The sequence below is a fragment of the Celeribacter ethanolicus genome (assembly GCF_002407265.1).
Lineage (GTDB): Bacteria > Pseudomonadota > Alphaproteobacteria > Rhodobacterales > Rhodobacteraceae > Celeribacter > Celeribacter ethanolicus.
In genome coordinates this window covers 2754108-2773732 of record NZ_CP022196.1, presented here as the reverse complement: position 1 = coordinate 2773732, position 19625 = coordinate 2754108, and the positions used below count along the sequence as shown (strand labels likewise).

At 60.2% G+C, this 19625-nt stretch carries 22 protein-coding genes; 8 read left to right on the top strand and 14 right to left on the bottom strand.

Features of this window, described 5'->3' with window-relative positions:
* The first annotated feature begins 27 nt into the window (after positions 1–27).
* The gene (locus tag CEW89_RS13640; RefSeq protein ID WP_096806259.1) at positions 28–507 is read left to right on the top strand and encodes an RNA pyrophosphohydrolase; all 480 of its coding nucleotides are present in this window, start codon (positions 28–30) and stop codon (positions 505–507) included.
* A gap of 34 nt (positions 508–541) precedes the next feature.
* On the opposite strand, the gene CEW89_RS13635 is transcribed toward CEW89_RS13640, so the two are convergent.
* The 5 genes from CEW89_RS13635 to dapE form a co-directional block, all read right to left on the bottom strand.
* Positions 542–1717 carry a lytic murein transglycosylase gene (locus tag CEW89_RS13635; protein ID WP_425321032.1) on the bottom strand — a complete coding sequence of 392 codons (1176 nt, stop codon included), beginning with the start codon at positions 1715–1717 and terminating at the stop codon, positions 542–544.
* A 192-nt stretch (positions 1718–1909) separates the two neighbouring features.
* Positions 1910–4165 (bottom strand): ribonuclease R, encoded by a 2256-nt coding sequence (gene rnr / locus CEW89_RS13630; protein WP_096806258.1) that lies wholly within the window; start codon positions 4163–4165, stop codon positions 1910–1912.
* Between the two features lie 62 nt (positions 4166–4227).
* On the bottom strand, positions 4228–4818 hold the full coding sequence (locus CEW89_RS13625) for a TIGR04282 family arsenosugar biosynthesis glycosyltransferase (protein ID WP_096806257.1): 591 nt from the start codon (positions 4816–4818) through the stop codon (positions 4228–4230).
* Entirely contained in the window at positions 4815–5240 is a 426-nt protein-coding gene (locus tag CEW89_RS13620; protein ID WP_096806256.1) for a GNAT family N-acetyltransferase, read from the bottom strand. Before CEW89_RS13620 ends, CEW89_RS13625 begins: the two co-directional genes overlap by 4 nt.
* Positions 5237–6382, bottom strand: coding sequence for a succinyl-diaminopimelate desuccinylase (dapE, locus tag CEW89_RS13615; RefSeq protein ID WP_096806255.1), 1146 nt, complete (start codon positions 6380–6382; stop codon positions 5237–5239). The genes CEW89_RS13620 and dapE overlap by 4 nt, the downstream gene beginning before the upstream one ends.
* Positions 6383–6704: 322 nt before the next feature.
* Between dapE and CEW89_RS13610 the strand changes: the two genes are divergently transcribed.
* Entirely contained in the window at positions 6705–7784 is a 1080-nt protein-coding gene (locus tag CEW89_RS13610) for a Hint domain-containing protein (RefSeq protein WP_096806254.1), read from the top strand.
* A 60-nt stretch (positions 7785–7844) separates the two neighbouring features.
* A complete protein-coding gene (locus CEW89_RS13605; protein ID WP_066707309.1) occupies positions 7845–8897 on the top strand; it encodes a transporter substrate-binding domain-containing protein in 1053 nt (350 codons plus the stop codon).
* 33 nt (positions 8898–8930) lie between these two features.
* Here the strand turns inward: CEW89_RS13605 and CEW89_RS13600 are convergent, their stop codons facing one another.
* Positions 8931–9281, bottom strand: a complete 351-nt coding sequence (locus CEW89_RS13600) for a hypothetical protein (protein WP_096806253.1) — start codon at positions 9279–9281, stop codon at positions 8931–8933.
* A gap of 117 nt (positions 9282–9398) precedes the next feature.
* Between CEW89_RS13600 and CEW89_RS13595 the strand changes: the two genes are divergently transcribed.
* Positions 9399–10604 (top strand): GTP-binding protein, encoded by a 1206-nt coding sequence (locus tag CEW89_RS13595; RefSeq protein ID WP_096806252.1) that lies wholly within the window; start codon positions 9399–9401, stop codon positions 10602–10604.
* Positions 10583–10870: a DUF6525 family protein gene (locus CEW89_RS21235; RefSeq protein WP_338012198.1), complete on the top strand. Its 288-nt coding sequence runs from the start codon at positions 10583–10585 to the stop codon at positions 10868–10870. The genes CEW89_RS13595 and CEW89_RS21235 overlap by 22 nt, the downstream gene beginning before the upstream one ends.
* Before the next feature lie 18 nt (positions 10871–10888).
* On the opposite strand, the gene CEW89_RS13585 is transcribed toward CEW89_RS21235, so the two are convergent.
* Both CEW89_RS13585 and dapD read right to left on the bottom strand, forming a co-directional pair.
* Positions 10889–11131, bottom strand: a complete 243-nt coding sequence (locus CEW89_RS13585) for a GlsB/YeaQ/YmgE family stress response membrane protein (RefSeq protein ID WP_096806251.1) — start codon at positions 11129–11131, stop codon at positions 10889–10891.
* 86 nt (positions 11132–11217) lie between these two features.
* Positions 11218–12045: a 2,3,4,5-tetrahydropyridine-2,6-dicarboxylate N-succinyltransferase gene (dapD, locus tag CEW89_RS13580; RefSeq protein WP_096806250.1), complete on the bottom strand. Its 828-nt coding sequence runs from the start codon at positions 12043–12045 to the stop codon at positions 11218–11220.
* Positions 12046–12162: 117 nt separating this feature from the next.
* Between dapD and CEW89_RS13575 the strand changes: the two genes are divergently transcribed.
* Positions 12163–13011 (top strand): LOG family protein, encoded by an 849-nt coding sequence (locus tag CEW89_RS13575; RefSeq protein ID WP_066707295.1) that lies wholly within the window; start codon positions 12163–12165, stop codon positions 13009–13011.
* Here the strand turns inward: CEW89_RS13575 and CEW89_RS13570 are convergent, their stop codons facing one another.
* Entirely contained in the window at positions 13012–13203 is a 192-nt protein-coding gene (locus tag CEW89_RS13570; protein WP_096806249.1) for a hypothetical protein, read from the bottom strand.
* On the bottom strand, positions 13191–13595 hold the full coding sequence (locus CEW89_RS13565) for a hypothetical protein (RefSeq protein WP_198403424.1): 405 nt from the start codon (positions 13593–13595) through the stop codon (positions 13191–13193). The genes CEW89_RS13570 and CEW89_RS13565 overlap by 13 nt, the downstream gene beginning before the upstream one ends.
* Positions 13596–13722: 127 nt before the next feature.
* Here CEW89_RS13565 and CEW89_RS13560 point away from each other — a divergent pair, with 127 nt between their 5' ends.
* A complete protein-coding gene (locus tag CEW89_RS13560; RefSeq protein ID WP_066707290.1) occupies positions 13723–14514 on the top strand; it encodes a substrate-binding domain-containing protein in 792 nt (263 codons plus the stop codon).
* A gap of 33 nt (positions 14515–14547) precedes the next feature.
* Here the strand turns inward: CEW89_RS13560 and rlmN are convergent, their stop codons facing one another.
* The 4 genes from rlmN to serB form a co-directional block, all read right to left on the bottom strand.
* Complete coding sequence (rlmN, locus tag CEW89_RS13555; protein ID WP_096806247.1) at positions 14548–15732, bottom strand: dual-specificity RNA methyltransferase RlmN; 1185 nt, start codon at positions 15730–15732, stop codon at positions 14548–14550.
* Between the two features lie 113 nt (positions 15733–15845).
* Positions 15846–16385 carry an invasion associated locus B family protein gene (locus CEW89_RS13550; RefSeq protein ID WP_066707285.1) on the bottom strand — a complete coding sequence of 180 codons (540 nt, stop codon included), beginning with the start codon at positions 16383–16385 and terminating at the stop codon, positions 15846–15848.
* A 206-nt stretch (positions 16386–16591) separates the two neighbouring features.
* The gene (locus CEW89_RS13545; protein WP_096806246.1) at positions 16592–17350 is read right to left on the bottom strand and encodes a TSUP family transporter; all 759 of its coding nucleotides are present in this window, start codon (positions 17348–17350) and stop codon (positions 16592–16594) included.
* On the bottom strand, positions 17343–18221 hold the full coding sequence (gene serB / locus CEW89_RS13540) for a phosphoserine phosphatase SerB (protein ID WP_066707279.1): 879 nt from the start codon (positions 18219–18221) through the stop codon (positions 17343–17345). Before serB ends, CEW89_RS13545 begins: the two co-directional genes overlap by 8 nt.
* 256 nt (positions 18222–18477) lie before the next feature.
* Here serB and CEW89_RS13535 point away from each other — a divergent pair, with 256 nt between their 5' ends.
* Positions 18478–19620 carry a phosphoserine transaminase gene (locus CEW89_RS13535; RefSeq protein WP_096806245.1) on the top strand — a complete coding sequence of 381 codons (1143 nt, stop codon included), beginning with the start codon at positions 18478–18480 and terminating at the stop codon, positions 19618–19620.
* The last annotated feature ends 5 nt before the right edge of the window (positions 19621–19625 follow it).

Genomic DNA, 19625 nt, shown 5'->3' with positions numbered 1-19625 from the left:
GGCGCCTCTCTTTTCCAAAGGCTTCCCATGAGCAAAGACTTCTCCACCCTGCCCTATCGCCCCTGTGTCGGCATCATGCTGCTCGATGCGGAAGGGCGTATCTTCGTCGGTGAGCGCATCGACACGCCCGGCGCCTGGCAGATGCCGCAGGGTGGGATTGACGACGGTGAAGAACCGCAAGAGGCCGCACTTCGCGAGCTTTGGGAAGAGATCGGTGTGACCGCCGATCTGGTCGAGGTGCTGGGTCATACCTCGGAGTGGCTGACCTATGATTTGCCGGATCACCTTCTGGGCAAGGTCTGGAAGGGCAAGTATCGCGGTCAGAAACAGCTCTGGTTCCTGCTGCGCTTCAAAGGCACGGACAAGGACATCGTGATTGAGACGGATCATCCCGAATTCAGCCACTGGAAATGGACGGATTCCGCCAGATTGGTGTCTGATATTGTGCCGTTCAAGCGCGACATTTACGAGGCGCTTGTGGCCGAGTTCAACGGCCACCTTGTTTGATTGCGCCTCTCGGCGGGTGGCCTGATCGCGCGTCTCAGCGCAACAGTTTCAGGAATTCCTGCGACGGATAGCCATCCGGCGTTACCCCGACAGAGGTCTGATAGGCCCGGATCGCGTTGATCGTGTTCGGGCCGATGATGCCGTCCACCTTGTCGTTGAGAAAGCCTTTGCGCTTCAGAATGCGCTGCATCTGCTGTTTTTCCTTGAAGGATAGAGGCGCATAGCCACGCGGCCAGGTGGCCTGAATCTCCGCCCCGCCCTTAAGCCGATCGGACAGGTGACCGACGCCGATCACATAGGCATCCGCCTTGTTGTAGCGCTCCAGCACGGCAAAGTTGTCGAAGATCATGAAGGCCGCGCCCTGTGCCCCAGCGGGCAGGAGGATCGAGGCCCGACCATAATTCGGCACAGGTCGGCCATCGACCCCAACCACGCCCAAAGCGGCCCAGTCGCCGGGCGCACGCATGTTGTCGCGGCGCGCGGACGTATAGTCGAACCCGCGCGGAAGGCGCACCTCGACCCCCCAGGGCTGGCCTTTGTTCCAACCGTGCCGCGCAAGATAGGCGGCGGTCGAAGCCAGTGCATCTGTCGGGTCGTTCGACCAGATGTCCCGCTTGCCGTCGCCGTCGCCATCGACCGCGAAGGCCTCGAACGAGGTCGGGATGAACTGGGTGTGGCCCATGGCCCCGGCCCAACTGCCTTTCATGTTGCGGGCATGGGTGTCGCCCTTCTGGAGGATTTTCAGCGCAGCAATGAGCTGTTGCTCAAAGAATTTACCGCGCCGCCCGTCATAGGCCAGCGTCGCCATCGCCTCGATCACATTGATGTCGCCACGGGTCGCACCATAGGCGCTCTCGACGCCCCAGATCGCCGCGACCACGTATTTATCGACCCCGAACCGGCGTTCAATGGCATCGAGCGTCTTCGCATGCTGACGCATCGCCTTCTGGCCGTTGGACACACGGGTGGGCGAAGCCGCGCTGTCGAGATAGTCCCAGATCTGTTTGGTGAATTCGGATTGGTAGCGATCCTTGGCGATCACATCCGAATTGTACCGTACGCCTCGAAACGCCTCATTGAGGGTTGTTTCGGAGATCCCCTCGCGCCGCGCGCGCGTTTTGAAATTCTCGATCCAGGTCTCGAATCCCGCCTGAGAGGCCACGTTTTGCACCAATCCTGCTCCCGGAAGTTGCGGCACATCCTGTGCCATACGCGCAGAGCTCTGCGCGAAAGAGGGGCTGAGGCCAAGGCCGAAAACAACACTCACGGCGCCAATCACAAGGCTACGCATACCAAACTGCTCCATTTGCTTTTGCCTCAGCCTAAACCGAATCCCCGTATGGCTTGAACCGGACAAATGCTCTGACGGCAAATTTCCGCTGTCCGCATTCAACGTCTGTCCTTAGCGCCTGCGACGCTCGACCTTTTTGCGCAGCTTGTCCTTTTTCGCCTTACCTTTGTTATACTTGCGTGACACGACACGGCCCTTCGCCCGGCGCGGTCCGCGTGGCAGGCTGGCGCCGTCGATCGACAGGAGTTCCAGTTCAAGCCCGCCAGTCACAGGCACCGCCTCGGCGATGCGCACCACGACTTTTTGGCCGATGGAAATCACCATGCCGGTATCGGCCCCCATCAAGGTCTGTTCCTTCGGGTCGTAATGGAAGAACTCCGCCCCCATGCTGCGCACCGGCACCAACCCATCTGCCCCCGTTTCATCGAGCTTCACGAAAGCGCCGAATTTCTGGATACCCGAAATATGCCCGGTCATCTCATTGCCCACGCGTTCGCTCAGGTAGGCGGCGAGATAGCGATCATTGGTGTCCCGCTCCGCCGTCATCGAACGACGCTCGGTTTCCGAGATGTGTTTTGCGGTGGTTTCGAGCCTTTCCACGTCTTCCTCGGACAACCCGTCCTTGCCCCAGCCATGAGCCGAGATCAGCCCACGGTGGACGATCAGATCGGCATAGCGACGGATTGGCGAGGTGAAATGCGCGTAGGAGCGCAGAGCGAGACCAAAGTGACCGTAGTTTTCCGGGTGGTAATAGGCCTGCGTCATCGACCGCAGGGTCGAGATGTTGATCAGCTCGTCGTGATCCGTGCCCTCGGCCTGGGCCAGCAACTTGTTGAGATGTGAGGTGTGAATCACCTGTCCTTTGGCCAGAGTGAAGCCGGACGCCTGCGCCACCTCGCGCAGGGCATCCAGTTTCTCGTCGGAAGGTTCCTCGTGCACCCGATACAAGAGAGGCCGATTGCGATGGAACAACTCCTCTGCCGCAGCGACGTTGGCGAGCACCATGAATTCTTCGATCAGCTTATGTGCGTCATAGCGTTCGGCAAGGGCCACGGATTTCACCCGACCGTCATCGCCGAGGACGATTTTACGCTCGGGAAGATCCAAATCAAGCGGCTGACGAGCCTTGCGCGCCCGTGTGAGCGCCTCGTAGGCGCCATAGAGCGGCTCGATCACGCTTTCCATCAGCGGGCCACATTTGTCACTGACCTGACCGTCACGCGCGGCCTGCACTTCGGCATAGTTCAGCGAAGCAACAGAGCGCATCAGCCCGCGCATGAAACGATGCGACAGCTTCTTGCCATCGGCGTCGATCACCATGCGCACGGCAAGACAGGCGCGCGGCACGCCTTCGTGCAAGGAACAGAGATCACCCGAGAGCCGATCCGGCAGCATCGGCACCACACGGTCCGGGAAATAGGTCGAGTTGCCACGTTTCCACGCCTCGCGATCCAGCGCCGAACCGGGCGTCACGTAATAGGCCACATCGGCAATCGCGACCCAAAGGACAAAACCGCCTTCATTTTTGGGATCAGGGTCGAACTCGGCCCAAACCGCATCGTCGTGGTCGCGTGCATCCGCCGGGTCGATGGTCACGAGCGGCAGTTCGCGCAGGTCTTCGCGGCCCTTGAGACCCGCAGGCTTGGCCTTGTCAGCCTCGGTGATGACCTCGTCGGGGAAATCGTCGGGAATGCCGTGTTGATGGATGGCAATGAGCGACACCGCTTTCGGAGCACTCGGATCACCCAGACGAGTCACAATCCGGGCATTCGGCAGGCCCATGCGGTTCTTCGGCCCGGCCTGTTCCGCCTCGACCAACTCGCCGTCCTGTGCGCCATAGTCGTTTCCCGGGCGCACGAGGTAGTCTTTCTCATTGCCCTTGTCGATCGGAACGACTCGACCGCCCTCGGCGCCCTTGCGATAGATGCCAAGGATCTTGCGGGGATTGGAACCGATTTTGCGGATCAGACGGGCGACATATTGGTGGTCGTCGGCTTTGACTTCCTGCAACTTGGCCAGGATTCGTTCGCCTTCCCCCACCGCCGGATCGCTCTCTCGCAGCGAGAGCAATACGCGCGGCTCTGGTCCCTCCCCCGCCCATTCGAGCGGCTTGGCGAACAGATCGCCATCCATGTCCGGTGCCAGAACCGCCAGAACGGAGACCGGCGGGAGCTTGTCGGGATCGCGATAGGTCTTGCGCTGTTTGCGCAGATGACCCTCGTCCTCAAGCTCCTTGAGCACACGTTTGAGATCAATGCGCGCCGCGCCCTTGATGCCAAAGGCTTTCGCAATGTCGCGCTTCGCGGTCTGGGTCGGGTGGTCCGAAATCCATTGCAGGATTTCGTCCTTCGTCGGGATGCTGCTCATGGCTCGACGCTACCACGCGCCGCATCGCCTCACCACTGGCAAAGCGTAGTGTCGCGAGGAATTCATCTGCGATGTTTGAGACGCGCAAGATCCACGCCCGTATCCACATCCGAAAGCGTCGCACTCCGTCCCCATGTGAGCGACGGCGCAGAGGCCAACGTATCCTCCAGCGCGTGTTCCGTGGACCAGCGCACATTGCGAAGAAAGCCCCACGGCTGGCGCTTCGGGTGACGTAATCCGATCAGCCAGTAACCACCGTCCGTGGCTGGGCCGATCATTGCAGAATATGAGCCTAATCCCGCAAAAGAGGCTGCAATATCGTGCTTTTCAATCTGCGGAATATCCGATCCGATCAGGCAACAGGGCCCATCTCCGACAGAGGCAAGGCAACGTGACATGCGCGCGCCGAGATTGCCATTTCCCTGAGCAATGCGGGGCAGGTGCCCGGGCCAGATCGGGCTAAGAAGCCCAACGCGGTCCGGGCTGACGGCCAGGACGATACGCCAGCGCGGGTCTTGCAGGGTTCGAAGCGTTCGCGCCACCTGATGACGATACCACCACGTCGCCTGAACCAGACCCAAATCCTGCCCAAGGCGGGTCTTCACACGCCCCAGACGCGGTTCCTTGACCATGACGATCAAGAGCGGTGTCACAGCACGCGCACCATGTCGGTGTGCGGAATGCCGCCGTCCATGTAGACCTCGCCGATGGTCCGAAATCCAAAGCGTTCGTAAAAACCGATCGCGTGGTTTTGCGCGCCGAGCTTGGCCTTTTTCAGATGTGGGCGGTTGCGGATTTCCGCGAGACAGGCTTCGATCAAGCGCGCCCCGAGACCGGTGCCGCGCAGCGTTTCCACGACACAAACCCGGCCGATCTTGCCGATTTCACCCTCTTCGAACACCCGCGCGGTGCCGACCGCAACCCCGGCCTCATCGCGTGCGAGAAAATGCGTGGCAATGTCGTCGAGATCGTCGATTTCCTCCTCGAGAGGGACTTTCTGTTCCTCGACGAAAACCTCAATCCGCAGTGCGATACAGGTCTTCACATCCTCGGTGGGGGCAATGGTCACAGTCATGCAAAATAGTTTCTGATCAGGCAGGAATAGACCCGTTTCAGGTCTTCGATATGCTGGATTTCAACATGTTCGTCGACCTTGTGCATGGTCTTGCCGACAAGGCCGAATTCGACCACCGGGCAGTGGTTTTTGATAAACCGCGCATCCGAGGTGCCGCCAGTGGTGGAGAGGATCGGTTTCTGCCCGGTGACCTGCTCAACAGCGCCTGCCACCAGATCAACGAAGCGGCCCGGCGGTGTCAGAAAGCTTTCCCCGGAAATCTGCAAGGTCACGTCGATCTCGATCCCGGTCTCCTCCGCCATGCGCGCCGCCTTCGCACGCATCCAGTCGCTGAGCGACGCACCGCTATGGGCATCGTTGAACCGGATGTTCACCGTGGCACTGGCCTGCGCAGGCACAACATTGGTGGCCGGGTTTCCAACGTCAAATGTGGTCACTTCGAGATTGCTCGGATCGAAATGTTTCGTGCCCTGATCCAGCGTATGGGCGGAAAGCTCCGCCATCAGCCGCGCCAGCACGGGCACCGGGTTGTGGGTTTGGTTCGGGTAGGCGACATGGCCCTGCACACCACGCGCGGTGAAATAGCCCGTGATCGAGCCGCGTCGGCCGATTTTCATCATCTCGCCCATGGTGTTGGGACAGGTCGGTTCGCCCACAATGCAATCGCTCATCGCCTCCCCCGCTTCGGTCATGTAGTCGAGAAGCGCGGTGGTGCCATCCGTGGCGTCGCCTTCTTCATCTCCCGTGATGGTAACGATGATTGCCGTGTCTTCGGGCCGGTTTTGGGCCGCATAATCGCAAGCCGCAGCAACAAAGGCGGCCACGCCCGTCTTCATATCCGTCGCGCCCCGCCCCCACAGGATACCGTCAGAGATCTCGCCGCCGAAAGGATCATGCGTCCATGCATCGGCGTCACCGACCGGCACCACATCCGTGTGGCCATTGAACCCCAGGGTCTTTGTCGCCCCCTTGTCGCCCCAGCGGGCAAACAGGTTTGGCGTACCGTTACGATCGACCCTAACACAGTCAAAACCCGCGCTTTCGAGCGTGGTTTGCAGCAGGATGAGCGCGCCACCTTCCGTGGGGGTCACACTCGGACAACGGATCAGGGCGGCAGACAGGTCAACGGGATCGAGCGGCATCAGGGTCTCCTTTTGCACCAGAATTATCGTCCTGCCGTGAGATGGGCAATGTCACTTGTGGCCCGGCGGTCACAAGCCTGGCGCGCTGCCATGCCAAACCCAGGGAAAAGATTAACAAATCTTCATAAACATGGTTTACATTCTGCAAAACAAGATGAGGCGGACGGTTTCGAACAGCATCGGGTCAACCCGGGCGTTCCGAACAGCATTTAACAAGTGTTCTTGCGCAGAAATCCTGCGCGTTGTCGGCGTATCTCCCAAACCCGCGTCACAGAGGTGAACGGTTGCCCCCTTGTGGCGCGCAACCTTGTCGGAGGTGGATATGGCTTGGCTTGGCGCAGGGGCGACAGATCGCAAACCGGTTTACAATCCGCTCGGGTTGGACAAGGGCCTCTCGCGTGCAAAGGTGCCCGCGCGCCGCATATCTCAGGGCAGTTTGCTTCTGGAGACCGCCATTCCGGATCAGTTCCGGCAACCCCTCGACCTTCTGACCTTTGAACGCTTTGAGCGGTTTCGCCGCAGCCTGCATATGGTTCTCGGACCGAATGGCCGACTTTGGCTTGCGATCGAAAGCGATCTCGCACTCTCGGTCCTGTCTCTCGACCTGTCAGACTGGCGCAAAGATTCCCCCATTCGCATTCTCTACGGCTGGGATCTGAGCCGTGCGCGCTGTTGGCTGGGCGCCGAATGTCTCGACACAGGCGAGATGAAATCCGTGACTGGCGCAGAGCCTGCTGCGATCCATGGGGAAGATCTGGCCCGCGTGCTTTTTGCCGTCGGAGAGCCCTCTCTCGCGCCGGACGTAGGCTGTTTCGCCTTTGCCGATCACATCGAGCCTCTGGGCTATGCCGAGGGTCTTGCCCCCGGCGCGCTGGTCGAGACTGAATATGGCCCACGCGCTATCGAGGATCTGAGCCCCGGCACACTGATCGCTACCCAGACGGGGGGGCTTTCGCCCTTGCTCGCGAATGTCCGCTCGACCCTGCCCGCAGTTGGTCAGATGACACCGCTGCGTCTGCGGCGTCCATTCCAGAACCTGCGGCAGACCCTCGAGGCCACACCACGATGTGAAATCGTCACGCAAGGCATCGACACTTCCTACCTCTTCGGTGCAGAGCATGTCTCCGTCCGCGCCATGCATATTGCGCCCTTTCTGCCCGGTGCCTGCCCCTGTCTGAACCTTCTGTCGACACGGCACAATCTGGTTCTGGCCGAGCACAGCGCCTATCGGGTTGCGGGAATCGCGGTGATGCCACTTGCACGGAATCACCATGCCGAACATGGCGCTGCGACACGGTTGTCGCATCTGGAGACCGACGATATTCCCGCACGCACCGGCTCCGGCCCGGCAAGTTTGTTGCGTCACGAAGCCATCGCGCTTTTGTCCGAACGTTATCTTTGATCTTCGATTGAAAGCATCGCCCGCCCTATGCCATATGCCACAGGGAGATGAGGGGATAACATGAAACTTTTTTTTCGCTTTTTAGCGGCTCTATTTCTGTTTCTCAGTCCGGCCATGCTCTGGGCCGAGAGCCACAAGATCATGACCGTGACCCGCGTGCCCTTTTCCATGGAGGAAAACGGCCAGCAGACCGGATTCTCTCTCGAGCTTTGGGAGGCTCTGGCCAAGGATCTCGGCTGGGACTACGAGATTGAACGGGTCGACAGTTTCGCCGACATGCTCGGACCGATTGAGGCCGGCACTGCCGACGCCGCGATTGCCAATATCTCCATCACCGCGAACCGCGAGCTGGTCATGGATTTCACCCAGCCGATTTTCGAAGCCGGGCTTCAGATCATGACCGATACCGACGGCAGCAATGTGTCGATCTGGTCAGCCGTGATGTCACGGGACATGTTGATCGCCATCGCCGGGGCTTTTGCGCTCCTGTTCGGCGGCGGTATGTTGATGTGGTATTTCGAGAAACATCATCAGGACTATTTCAACATGCCCGCGCGCAAGGCAATGTTCCCGGCCTTCTGGTGGGCACTCAATCTTGTCGTCAACGGCGGTTTCGAGGAACGCCAGCCCCGCTCTCCGATGGGGCGTGTGTTCGGGGTGTTCCTGGTGATTTCATCTCTGTTTCTGGTCTCGGTCTTTGTCGCGCGCATCACCGCCGTTCTGACCATTGACGCCATTCAGTCGAATGTCTCGGGGATTGGCGATCTGTATGGAAAATCCATCGGCACGGTCGAATCCTCGACCGCTTCGGATTTCCTAACCCGGCGCGATCTGCGCTTTACTGGCTATGCCAACCCGACCGAAATGCTTGAGGCTTTCGAGGCCCGTGAGGTCGAAGCCATCGTGTTCGATGCTCCCATTTTGGCCTATTACGTGACACACGCCGGCAAGGGAAAGGCCCGACTCGTCGGCCCGATCTTCCTGCCGGAAAATTACGGCATCGCTCTGCCAACCAACTCCCCCTATGCCGATCAGATCAACCACAGCCTGTTGAAACTGCGCGAAGACGGCACTTATGACACGATCTATCGCAAATGGTTCGGGATAAAATAGAGACTGATCCGCAGGAAAACACCGCAAGATGTGTCAGTGACGGGTTCCGTCGTCGCCCTCATAGAAGGGCGTCATCTGTGCCACGATCACAGAATTTTCGTCGAGCGCACGTTGCATCAGCTCTTTTTCCTCATCGGAAATGTCGTGGCCTTCGGCCAAGCGTTCCTCAAGCGTGCCATAGCCTGTGACATCCAGCGGCGCGAGATCGGCCTGTTTCAGGATCGCAACGGTCTCGCGCACGGCCTCTGCCTCGTCCACACCCGAAGCGTAGATCATCAACGCCCCACCGGTGGCGTCTTTTGGCAAGCCATCGCCTTCCTTGCGGCCGATTTCGACCAGGAGCGTGTAGACTTTCTGACGGGAGGGTTTGGCTGTTTTCGACATAGCCTTCCTTTGCGGAGGGAGAGCGGGAAAGTCAAGCGCGGCATCGCAAGTGCAGCTTGACGTTATGTTATTACATATCTAAAAGTCGATCCCATCTCTCCACGAAGGATCTCGCACATGTCCGAACGCTTGCCCGTCACCGTCCTCTCCGGTTTTCTCGGCTCCGGCAAAACCACCCTGCTCAATCGCCTCCTGAACAACCGCGCCGGTCTGCGCGTGGCGGTCATCGTCAACGATATGTCGGAGGTGAACATCGACGCCGATCTCGTGCGCCAGGGCGGCGCCGATCTGTCCCGAACCGAAGAAACTCTTGTTGAAATGAGCAACGGCTGTATCTGCTGCACGCTCCGGGACGATTTGCTGACCGAGGTGCGCCGTCTCGCGGAGGCGGGGAAATACGACTACCTGCTGATCGAATCGACCGGCATCGCCGAGCCGCTTCCCGTCGCCGCCACATTTGCCTTCCGCGACGAGCATGGCGAGAGCCTCGACGACATTGCCCGTCTCGACACCATGGTCACCGTGGTGGACACAGTGAACATGTTGAACGATTACTCCAGCTTTGATTTCCTTGAAGATCGCGGCGAAGTGGCGGGCGAGGGCGACACGCGCCGGATCGTCGACCTGTTGGTCGATCAGATCGAATTTGCCGATGTCGTCGTCCTGAACAAGGTCTCCGACGCGGGCCCCGACAAGGTTCTCGCCGCGCGCAAGATCGTTGCCGCGCTGAACCCCGACGCCAAGGTGATCGAGACGGATTTCTCCGAGGTCGCCACCGAAGAGGTGCTTGGCACCGGGCTCTTCGATTTCGACCATGCCCATGAGCACCCGTTCTGGGCCAAGGAACTCTACGGCTTTGCCGATCACGTTCCTGAAACCGACGAATACGATGTGACCTCCTTCGTCTACCGCGCACGGCGTCCGTTCGACCCCTCTGCGATCGAGACCGTTCTGAACGGTGATCTGCCGGGTGTGATCCGTGCGAAAGGTCATTTCTGGATGGCGACACGGCCCGAGTGGGCAGCGGAGTTCTCCATGGCCGGGGCGCTCAGCACCATCAAGCCGCTTGGCAATTGGTGGGCCGCCGTGCCGGAGAAATATTGGCCCAATCACCCGGAAGGCCGGGCGCAGATTGCGGAGGTTTGGGTCGATGGATTCGGCGATCGGCGCCAAGAGATCGTCTTTATCGGCTCGGGTATGGATGAAACCATGATCCGCGCGAAACTCGATTCCGCCCTGATCGGTCCGGAGGATAAAATCGACCCTAAGCTGGCCGAAACGCTCAAAGATCCCTTCCCGAAATGGGGTCGGGCCGCAGCATGAGCAATCTCAGTACCTCCCTTCGCAAACGCCGACGGTCGAGCGATCCGATGCGGGAGTTCGACCACCTGCCGCGAACTTTACGGCTCTGGTTGGCCGAGGCGGCTTTACCTTGGTCACCACGTTCTGTGCGCAGACTCTGGTCGAAGGCGTTGAAGCAAAGCGGAGGCTGCGAGGCCCGTGCCTTGGCGCATTTATCGGAAATCGAAGCCAAGCGCCTGATACATGACGCGCCCCGAATCTGGGGCGCGACGTTTCCTCAGGTCTAAAACCATTCCCGGCGCGGCTTACTGCAGGCGCCGGGCCAGCCAGATCAACAGGCTCGCCCCGAAAATCCCGACAATAAGTTGCGGCACCCAGCTATTTGCGGCGTAAATGCCGACGAGCGACAGGATCAGGTTGAGCACGAAAGCCCCCAAGATCCCCAGGAGAATATTGGCCAAAAGGCCCGTGTCGGCCTTCATGAAACTGCTGGCGATCCAGCCCGCAAGCCCGCCGACGATGATTGATGCGATAAGTCCAAGTCCCATGTTGGCCTCCTGTTTCTCTTTCGATCCAACGCAAACGGGCGCCGAAAGGTTCCCCCTCCAACGCCCGCAAGACCATATCGCGAAAATCAGTCCCGCAGCAGCTCGTTGATCCCGGTTTTCGAACGGGTCTTGGCGTCCACCCGTTTCACGATCACCGCGCAGTAGAGGCTCACGCCATTCTTCGACGGCATGCTGCCAGCGACGACGACGGAGTAGGGCGGCACTTCGCCGTAGAACACTTCGCCAGTTTCGCGATCGACGATCTTGGTCGACTGGCCGAGATAGACCCCCATGCCCAGTACGGAACCTTCGCGGACGATCACGCCCTCGGCCACCTCGGCACGCGCCCCGATGAAACAGTTGTCTTCGATGATCACCGGACCGGCTTGCAGCGGCTCAAGCACACCACCGATGCCAGCACCGCCGGAGAGGTGCACGTTCTTGCCGATCTGCGCACAGGAGCCGACGGTGGCCCAGGTGTCGACCATGGTGCCGCTGTCGACGTGCGCGCCGAGGTTCACGAAGGACGGCATCAACACGACGCCCGGCGCGATATAGGCAGATTTGCGGACAACCGCATTCGGCACGGCGCGGAACCCGGCCGCTTTGAACTCGGCGGTGCCCCAGCCCTTGAACTTGCTGTCGACCTTGTCCCACCAGCCGGAACCCTGCGGGCCGCCGTCATGCAATTCCATGTCCTTGATCCGGAAGCCCAGAAGCACGGCTTTCTTGGCCCACTGGTTCACATGCCAGTTGCCGTCTTCCTGTTTCTCGGCCACGCGAATCTCGCCCTTGTCCAGCGCGTTCAGCGTCGTCTCGATGGCTTCGCGGGTTTCGCCGCCGGTTGCAGGGGTGATCGTATCGCGCGCGTCCCACGCGGCTTCGATGGCGGCTTCGAGCTGTGCATTCGACATATTGGTCTCCGAGGTCGTCGTGGAATATTCGTTCCTGCAGGCTATAGTCGCTAGAGCACGCCCGCGCAACGCGCGAGACAGCACAGGCGACGAGACAAAACGACCTAAGAGGCACGCATGACCGATCAGCAACCGATGAACCGCCGCCACCCGCTTCGTGACAGCCGGGTGGATCAGGAAACCGCCCGCCATATTCCGGACACGCCGCAGACGCGCTCCCCCTCCTACCCGCTGGCCTTCACCGATGTCGACTTCATGCTGCGCGACGATCTGCGCCCGGTGCGCTTACAGCTCGAACTTCTGAAACCCGATCTGATGATGCAGGAATTCGGCGTCGAGAGCACCATCGTGATGTTCGGCGGCGCGCGCATCCCCTCGCCGGACAAGAAACATACAGCCAAGACGGAGACGCTGGCGGAACTGTCGAAATATTACGACGAGGCACGGGAGTTCGCCCGGATCATGACCGCGCGCAACAATGGCCACAGGGAAAACGTCATCGTCACCGGCGGTGGGCCCGGGGTCATGGAGGCAGGCAATCGCGGCGCGCAGGACGCGGGCGGGCTGTCGATCGGCCTCAACATCGTGCTGCCACACGAACAGGCACCGAACGAATATGTCACGCCGGAACTGTGTTTCAACTTCCACTATTTCGCCATTCGCAAGATGCATTTCCTGATGCGCGCCAAGGCCATCGTGGTCTTTCCGGGCGGGTTCGGCACGCTGGACGAGATGTTCGAAAGCCTGACGCTTATTCAGACCGGGCGGATGAACCGGGTGCCGTTCCTGTTGTTCGGCAAGGCGTTCTGGGAAAAGATCATCAACTGGGAGGCGCTGGCCGACGCGGGAACCATCGCGCACAAGGATCTTGAGCTGTTCAAATTCGTCGAGACCGCAGAGGAGGCGGTCAAGGCGATTGACGACTGGCCCAGCGCAGGGCCGCGTCAGAGTCTCGAAGGGCGGTAATCAGAGCTTCTGTTGCAGCACGGTTCTGGCTAGATCCACCAGCACCGGGTTGGAGGCTTCCATCAGCCGGTGCATGTAACGGTCAAGCGCCATCTCCTGCACCATTGTGCCGATCGGCAGGCCGGTTTCGCGGGCGAGGAGGTGAAGCATTCGCACCGTGCTTTCGGGCAGAAGCAGCGTCAGTTTTTCCATGGGGGTTTCCTGTCAGAGGGGCAGAATCCGTTGTCTCTGGTAGCGGGTGCACGCGGGCAAGCATGACCGGGAAAGGGCACGCCGAAGCGTTTTATGAGGCGGGAAGAAGGCTGGCCGATCTCGACAACCGTGCAAAGCCGCTCGCCCTCCGTGGTCTGGAGGATCAGCCCACCGCCACGCGCGGCGAGCTCATAGCCTTTCGCCCTAAGCACCGCTTGCAGATCGTCCCAAGCCGTCGCATTGGCGAAATCATGGGCCAGATAGGCCGTCAGGGCATGCGGCTTGCGCGGCCCCTTGTAGCCGAACGCCCCTTCGAGCGGGCGCGTGGCCACGTCGGGGCAGTTGTCGAATCTGATCTGTCTCCGGTCCATGCCGGACTGTGCCCCGGGCATGGTTAAAACGGCGTTACCAAGTTCACACCACGATGACGTGCCTGTGACATACCCCCGGGAATAATGCGCTCCTCCCGTCTGTATCTCTTCTGCGCACCCTCGCGCGATGCAGCATATTGGAGACCTCATGCGTATGCCCCTTCTCACCCTCGCCCTGTTCACCGCAGCCCCCGCGTTTGCCCAGGTCACGACGCTTTACGACCCCGCGATCCCCCATTCGCCGCAGGACGGCGTGGTGAAACTCTACGGTGCGGGCGGGCCGCACACGGCGTTCCAGAAGGTCGCGGATGTCTGGATGGAGAAGACCGGTCAGAAAATCGAGATCATCGCCGGGCCGGAAAGCAAATGGTCGCCCATGGCGCAGGCCGATGCCGATATTCTCTGGGGCACGTCCGAACAGTCGATGACCGCCTTTCTGGAGACCTACAAGACGTTCGCGTCGGATCAGGTCGAACCGATCTATATTCGCCCGACAGTGATCGCAGTGAAACACGGCAATCCGAAGGGCATCACCGGGTTTGACGACCTGCTTGCGCCGGGGATGAAGATCGTCGTAACCGAAGGCGCAGGCGTCTATAACACCTCCGGTACCGGTACCTGGGAAGACGTCGCCGGGCGTCTGGGCAAGCTTGAAGACGTCACCGCCTTTCGCAAGAATATCGTGAGCTATGCCAAAGGCTCGGGCGCGAGTTTTCGGGCGTTCATCTCCGAAGATGCCGATGCCTGGATCACCTGGCCGAACTGGCCCGCAACCCATGACGAGTTGGATCAGATCGACCTGAGCCCGGAGCGCACCGTCTGGCGCGACGTGAACGTCGCGCTGTCACCGATGGCGGACCCGCAAGCGGCGGAATTTCTGGCGTTTCTCGTCACTGACGAGGCGCAGGCGCTGATGGCGACCGAAGGCTGGCAGCGCTAAAGGAAAGGGCCGGTTCAGCGCCGGCCCTTTTCATCAGATCGCCTGACCGGCTTCTTTCAGGATTTCCTTACGCGATTTGCGTGCGCGCTCGGTGGCGGATTTGAGCTGCCCGCAGGCGGCCATGATGTCCTCGCCCCGTGGCGTGCGGATCGGCGAGGCATAACCCGCCTGCATCAGGATCGTCGCAAAGGCGCGAATGCGGTTGTTCGACGAGCGTTGATAGGGCGCACCGGGCCATTCGTTGAAGGGAATGAGGTTCACTTTGGCCGGAATGCCGTCCAGAAGTTTCACCAGACGATGCGCATCCTCATCCGTGTCGTTTACATCCTTGAGCATCACATATTCAAAGGTGATGCGCTCGGAATTCGTCGCCTTCGGGTATTCGCGCAGCGCTTCGAGCAGTTTCTCGATGTTCCACTTCTTGTTGATCGGCACCAGGACATCGCGGGTCTCATCGGTCGTCGCGTGGAAGGACACGGCCAGAAGACAGCCGATTTCCTGCGCGGTGCGGTGAATTTCCGGCACGACGCCAGAGGTCGAGAGCGTGATGCGCCGACGGCCGAGCTGAATCCCTTCGGCATCCATCACGATCTTCATCGCGTCGCGCACGTTCTCGAAATTGTAGAGAGGCTCGCCCATCCCCATCAGCACGATATTGGACAACAGCCGGGTCTCATCTTTGGGCGCGCCGCGCTCGGGCCATTCGTTCAGATCGTCACGCGCCATCATCACCTGACCGACAATCTCGCCCGCCGTCAGGTTGCGTACAAGTTTCTGCGTCCCGGTGTGACAGAAGGAACAGGTCAGCGTGCAGCCCACCTGCGACGAGACGCAAAGCGTGCCGCGGCCCTCTTCGGGGATATACACCACCTCAACCTCATGCCCACCGTCGATGCGCACGAGATATTTGCGCGTTCCATCCTCGGAGACCTGTTTGGAAACAACCTCCGGCACACGCACTTCGAATTTCTCGGCCAACATGGCGCGGTAATCCTTGGCGAGGTTGGTCATCTCGGCGAAATCGCGCACACCCCATTGGTAGATCCATTGCCAGATCTGGCCCGCGCGCATCTTGGCCTGTTTCTCAGGCGTCCCGTTGTCGATCAGGGTCTGACGCAGCGCATCGCGGGTCAGTCCGACAAGGTTGATCTTGTCAGACGGCATTTCCTTGCGCGGAAAGGTCATTACATCCTGCGTGATCGGTGCGCTGGGGTCCATGGCGGGTCTCTTCAAGTCGGTGATCAAGCGGCGCTTCTACAGGATTTCCCGTCGAAACGCCATATGAAAAGGCCCCGCGCTTGCAGGGCCTTGATCGCATCGCATGTTCAGACTTACTTGCCGCAGCGTTTCGCCGCTTCTTCGACAGACGCCGTGAAGCCCAAAAGCGAGAACGTGTCCTTGGTCACCGTCCCGCGAGAGGAATGCCCGGTCAACGTCGCCGTCGCCCCACGCTTCATCGCCGCGATGATTTTCGCGTCATCCTCGGGCGTCACCGCCCAGGCGGTCTCGTCATCGGAATTGGTGAACAGCGCGAAACCTGTGCCACCGATGTCGAGCGTCACTTCGGAGCCGGGCTCGAACGGATAGCCGCCAAGGAAAGACACCTGACCGTTGACCCCGTTGCCCGGCGCATAGGTCACGAACAAAAGAATGTCGGAACGCGTCACCGATTTCGGGCGCCCGGCACTGTCGGTGTTCAGGGTCTCTTTCGGAATCGACACAGCCCAACAGGTCTTGGTCGGGTTGCTTTCCTCATAGACGTACCAATCGGTGTTCGATCCCACCTGATTGGTACTCTGCTGCGCGACCACGGGCGCGGCCATTCCGACCAGCGCGGTCGCAAACAGGGTCTGTCTCACGAAAAAATTCATTGATCTCTCGCTGCCTCTCATTCACCGGCCAGTTTTGACCTCGTCCTCCGCTGTCTATAGCTGCGGTTTTTCGCCGGGGTCAGGCCATTTCCATCATCTTCGGGGCACAGTAACGTAAATCCGCCGATTTGGGAAAGGCCCTTGGCAGAAATTCGCTGAAACGTGAAAGCCCTGCGGTTACATCGGCTTTCCGATGGCTCAAATACTCAAAACCACTCGGAAATCAGCTTGAGCGCCAGTGCCGTGGAAGCGATCACCAGCACCGGCTTGATCAGCTTCGCCCCGACTTTCGTGGCGAGCGTCGAGCCCACATAAGCGCCTGCGATCTGCGCCGCGCCCATGGCGAGGCCGAGCATCCACAATGGCTTCGCCACCATCACAAACCCCACGAGGCCGCCGACATTCGAGGCAAAATTCAGAAGCTTCGTATGTGCGGTCGCTTTGAGGATGCCGTACCCCGCAAGACTGACGAAGCCCAGCATGAAAAACGCGCCAGCGCCCGGCCCCAAAAGCCCGTCATAGAAGCCGATGAACGGCACGAACGTGGTGGCAAACAGCACCGGTGTGATACGCTGGGTCCGGTCCATGTCGTTGAGGCCGGGTTTGAAGGCGAAGAACAGCGCGATCGCAATCAGCAGCACCGGCAGGCCGACGCGGATCACGTCGGTGGGCAGCGAGCTTGCCAGAAGCGCGCCGAAAACGGCGCCCATGAAGGACAAAAACGCCGGGCCGATCTGTTTGCGCAGGTCGACGTGCCCCGCGCGGGCGTAGTTGATCGCAGCCATACCAGCGCCAAAGAGGCCCTGCACCTTGTTGGTCGCCAGCGCCTGCACCGGCGGAATGCCCGCAAGCATCAGGACCGGCACGGTGATCAGCCCACCACCCCCCGCAATACTGTCGACGAACCCAGCCGCAAAGGCCGCGGCAATGAGAAACAGCAGAAGGTCGAGAGAGACCTCAAACACCCGCGAACTCGGATTTGGCGTAGCCCTGCACGTAGAGGAGTGCGGAAAGGTCGCCATGATTGATGCGAATCTCGCATTCTGCCGCCACAGAAGGCTTCGCATGAAGCGCCACGCCAGCGCCCGCCAGTTTCAGCATGCCGAGATCGTTTGCCCCGTCGCCCACCGCGATCACATCGGAATGCGGGATGCCGAGACGCTCGGAAATGTCTTCGAGCGCCTGAACCTTGGCCGCACGGCCGAGAATCGGCAGGCCGGGCTTGCCGACCAGTTCGCCATTCTCGATCAGGAGCGTGTTGGCACGGTTCTCATCGAATCCGAGCGTGTCAGCCACATAACCGGTGAAGGCGGTGAAGCCCCCCGACACCAGCGCGCAATAGGCCCCGTCCCGTTTCATCGTCGCGAGCAAAGCCTTGCCGCCGGGCATGAAGGTGATGCGCTCGTCGATGACCTTCTGAATGACGCTTTGCGGCAGGCCTTTCAAAAGCCCGACCCGTTCGGTCAGCGCGCCTTCGAAATCCAGCTCACCGTTCATTGCCTTGGCAGTGATCTCCTTGACCCGATCGCCAACGCCCGCGACATCGGCCAGCTCGTCGATACATTCCTGTTGGATCATGGTCGAATCCATATCCGCCAGGAGCATTTTCTTGCGGCGGCCTTCGGTCGGCACGACGATCAGGTCGATGCCCTGCGTTTGCAACCCTTCCCAGACATCCCATTGATTCGATGGTACGGTCTCGACGGTGAACTCGGTCGCCTCTCCCAGTGCGAGCCATTTGAGATCGCCCCCGCCCCAGGCCGAGCGCAACGCATCGGCAGTGGTCAGATTGAGCGCCGGTGCGGCAGGATTTGTGAGCAGAATACAGGTGAACATGCGTGGCCTCCGTTTGTCGCCTGTCTACGCAATGACATGCGGCGTTGCCAGCATTATGAGATCGGGCTTCGAGGGTTTTCCGCCAAGCGCGGTGAAGTTTCCAATCGGAAACGATCCAGCGCATTTGCGACGGATACCGGATAAAAATGCGACAGATTTTTACGAATTCATATTGCTGTGCCCCGGGAAAGCCTCTAATTCGACCCACGGGACACCTCTCCCCAACGAGAGGCATTTATCTGGAAGGATAGCATATATGGCTACCAAGCACCCGCAAACGCGTCCTGCAAACCCGCGTTTCTCCTCTGGCCCCTGCGCCAAAATCCCCAATTTCTCCGTCGAAATGCTGGCTGACGCGCCTCTGGGCCGTTCGCACCGCGCCAAGGTTGGCAAGGACAAGCTGAAAGCCGCCATCGAGACGACCCGCGAAATTCTGGGCGTTCCCGCAGATTACAAGATCGGGATCGTGCCCGCCTCCGACACCGGCGCCGTCGAAATGGCGCTCTGGTCGCTGCTGGGTGCCCGCAAAGCCACCATGCTGGCTTGGGAATCCTTCGGCTCCGGCTGGGTCACCGATGTTGTGAAACAGCTCAAGATCGACGCCGAAGTGAAAACTGCCGACTACGGTCAAATCGTCGATTTCGCCGATGTCGATTTCAACACCGACGTCGTGTTCACCTGGAACGGCACCACCTCCGGTGTGCGCGTCCCGAATGGCGACAAAATCCCCGCGGACCGCGAAGGTCTGACCATCTGTGACGCGACCTCCGCGGCCTTCGCGATGGACCTGCCCTGGGACAAGCTCGATGTCACCACCTTCTCGTGGCAGAAGGTGATGGGCGGCGAAGCGGCGCACGGGATGTTGATCCTCAGCCCGCGCGCTGTTGAGCGTCTCGAAAGCTACACCCCCGCATGGCCGATGCCGAAGATTTTCCGCATGACCAAAGGCGGCAAGCTGATCGAGGGCATCTTCGTCGGCGAAACGATCAACACGCCCTCCATGCTGGCGGTCGAGGATTACCTCGTGGCGCTGGAGTGGGCGCAAAAGATCGGTGGTCTGCCGAAGCTGATCGAACGCTCCACCACCAACGCGAAAGTGCTCTGGGACTTCTGCGACCGTCACGACTGGATCGCCAACCTCGCCGAGGATGACGCGACCCGTTCGAACACCTCTGTGTGTCTGAAGTTCACCGATGACCGCATCAAGGACGGTGCCGTGTTCGCGAAGGCCGTGGCAAAGAAACTCGAAGAGTATAACGCCGCTTACGACGTGGGAGCCTATCGTGACGCCCCTGCCGGTCTGCGCGTGTGGTGTGGCGCCACGGTCGAGTCCTCCGATATTGAGGCCCTGACGCTCTGGCTCAAATGGGCCTTTGAAGAGTGCATTGCCGAGCAATAATCGCT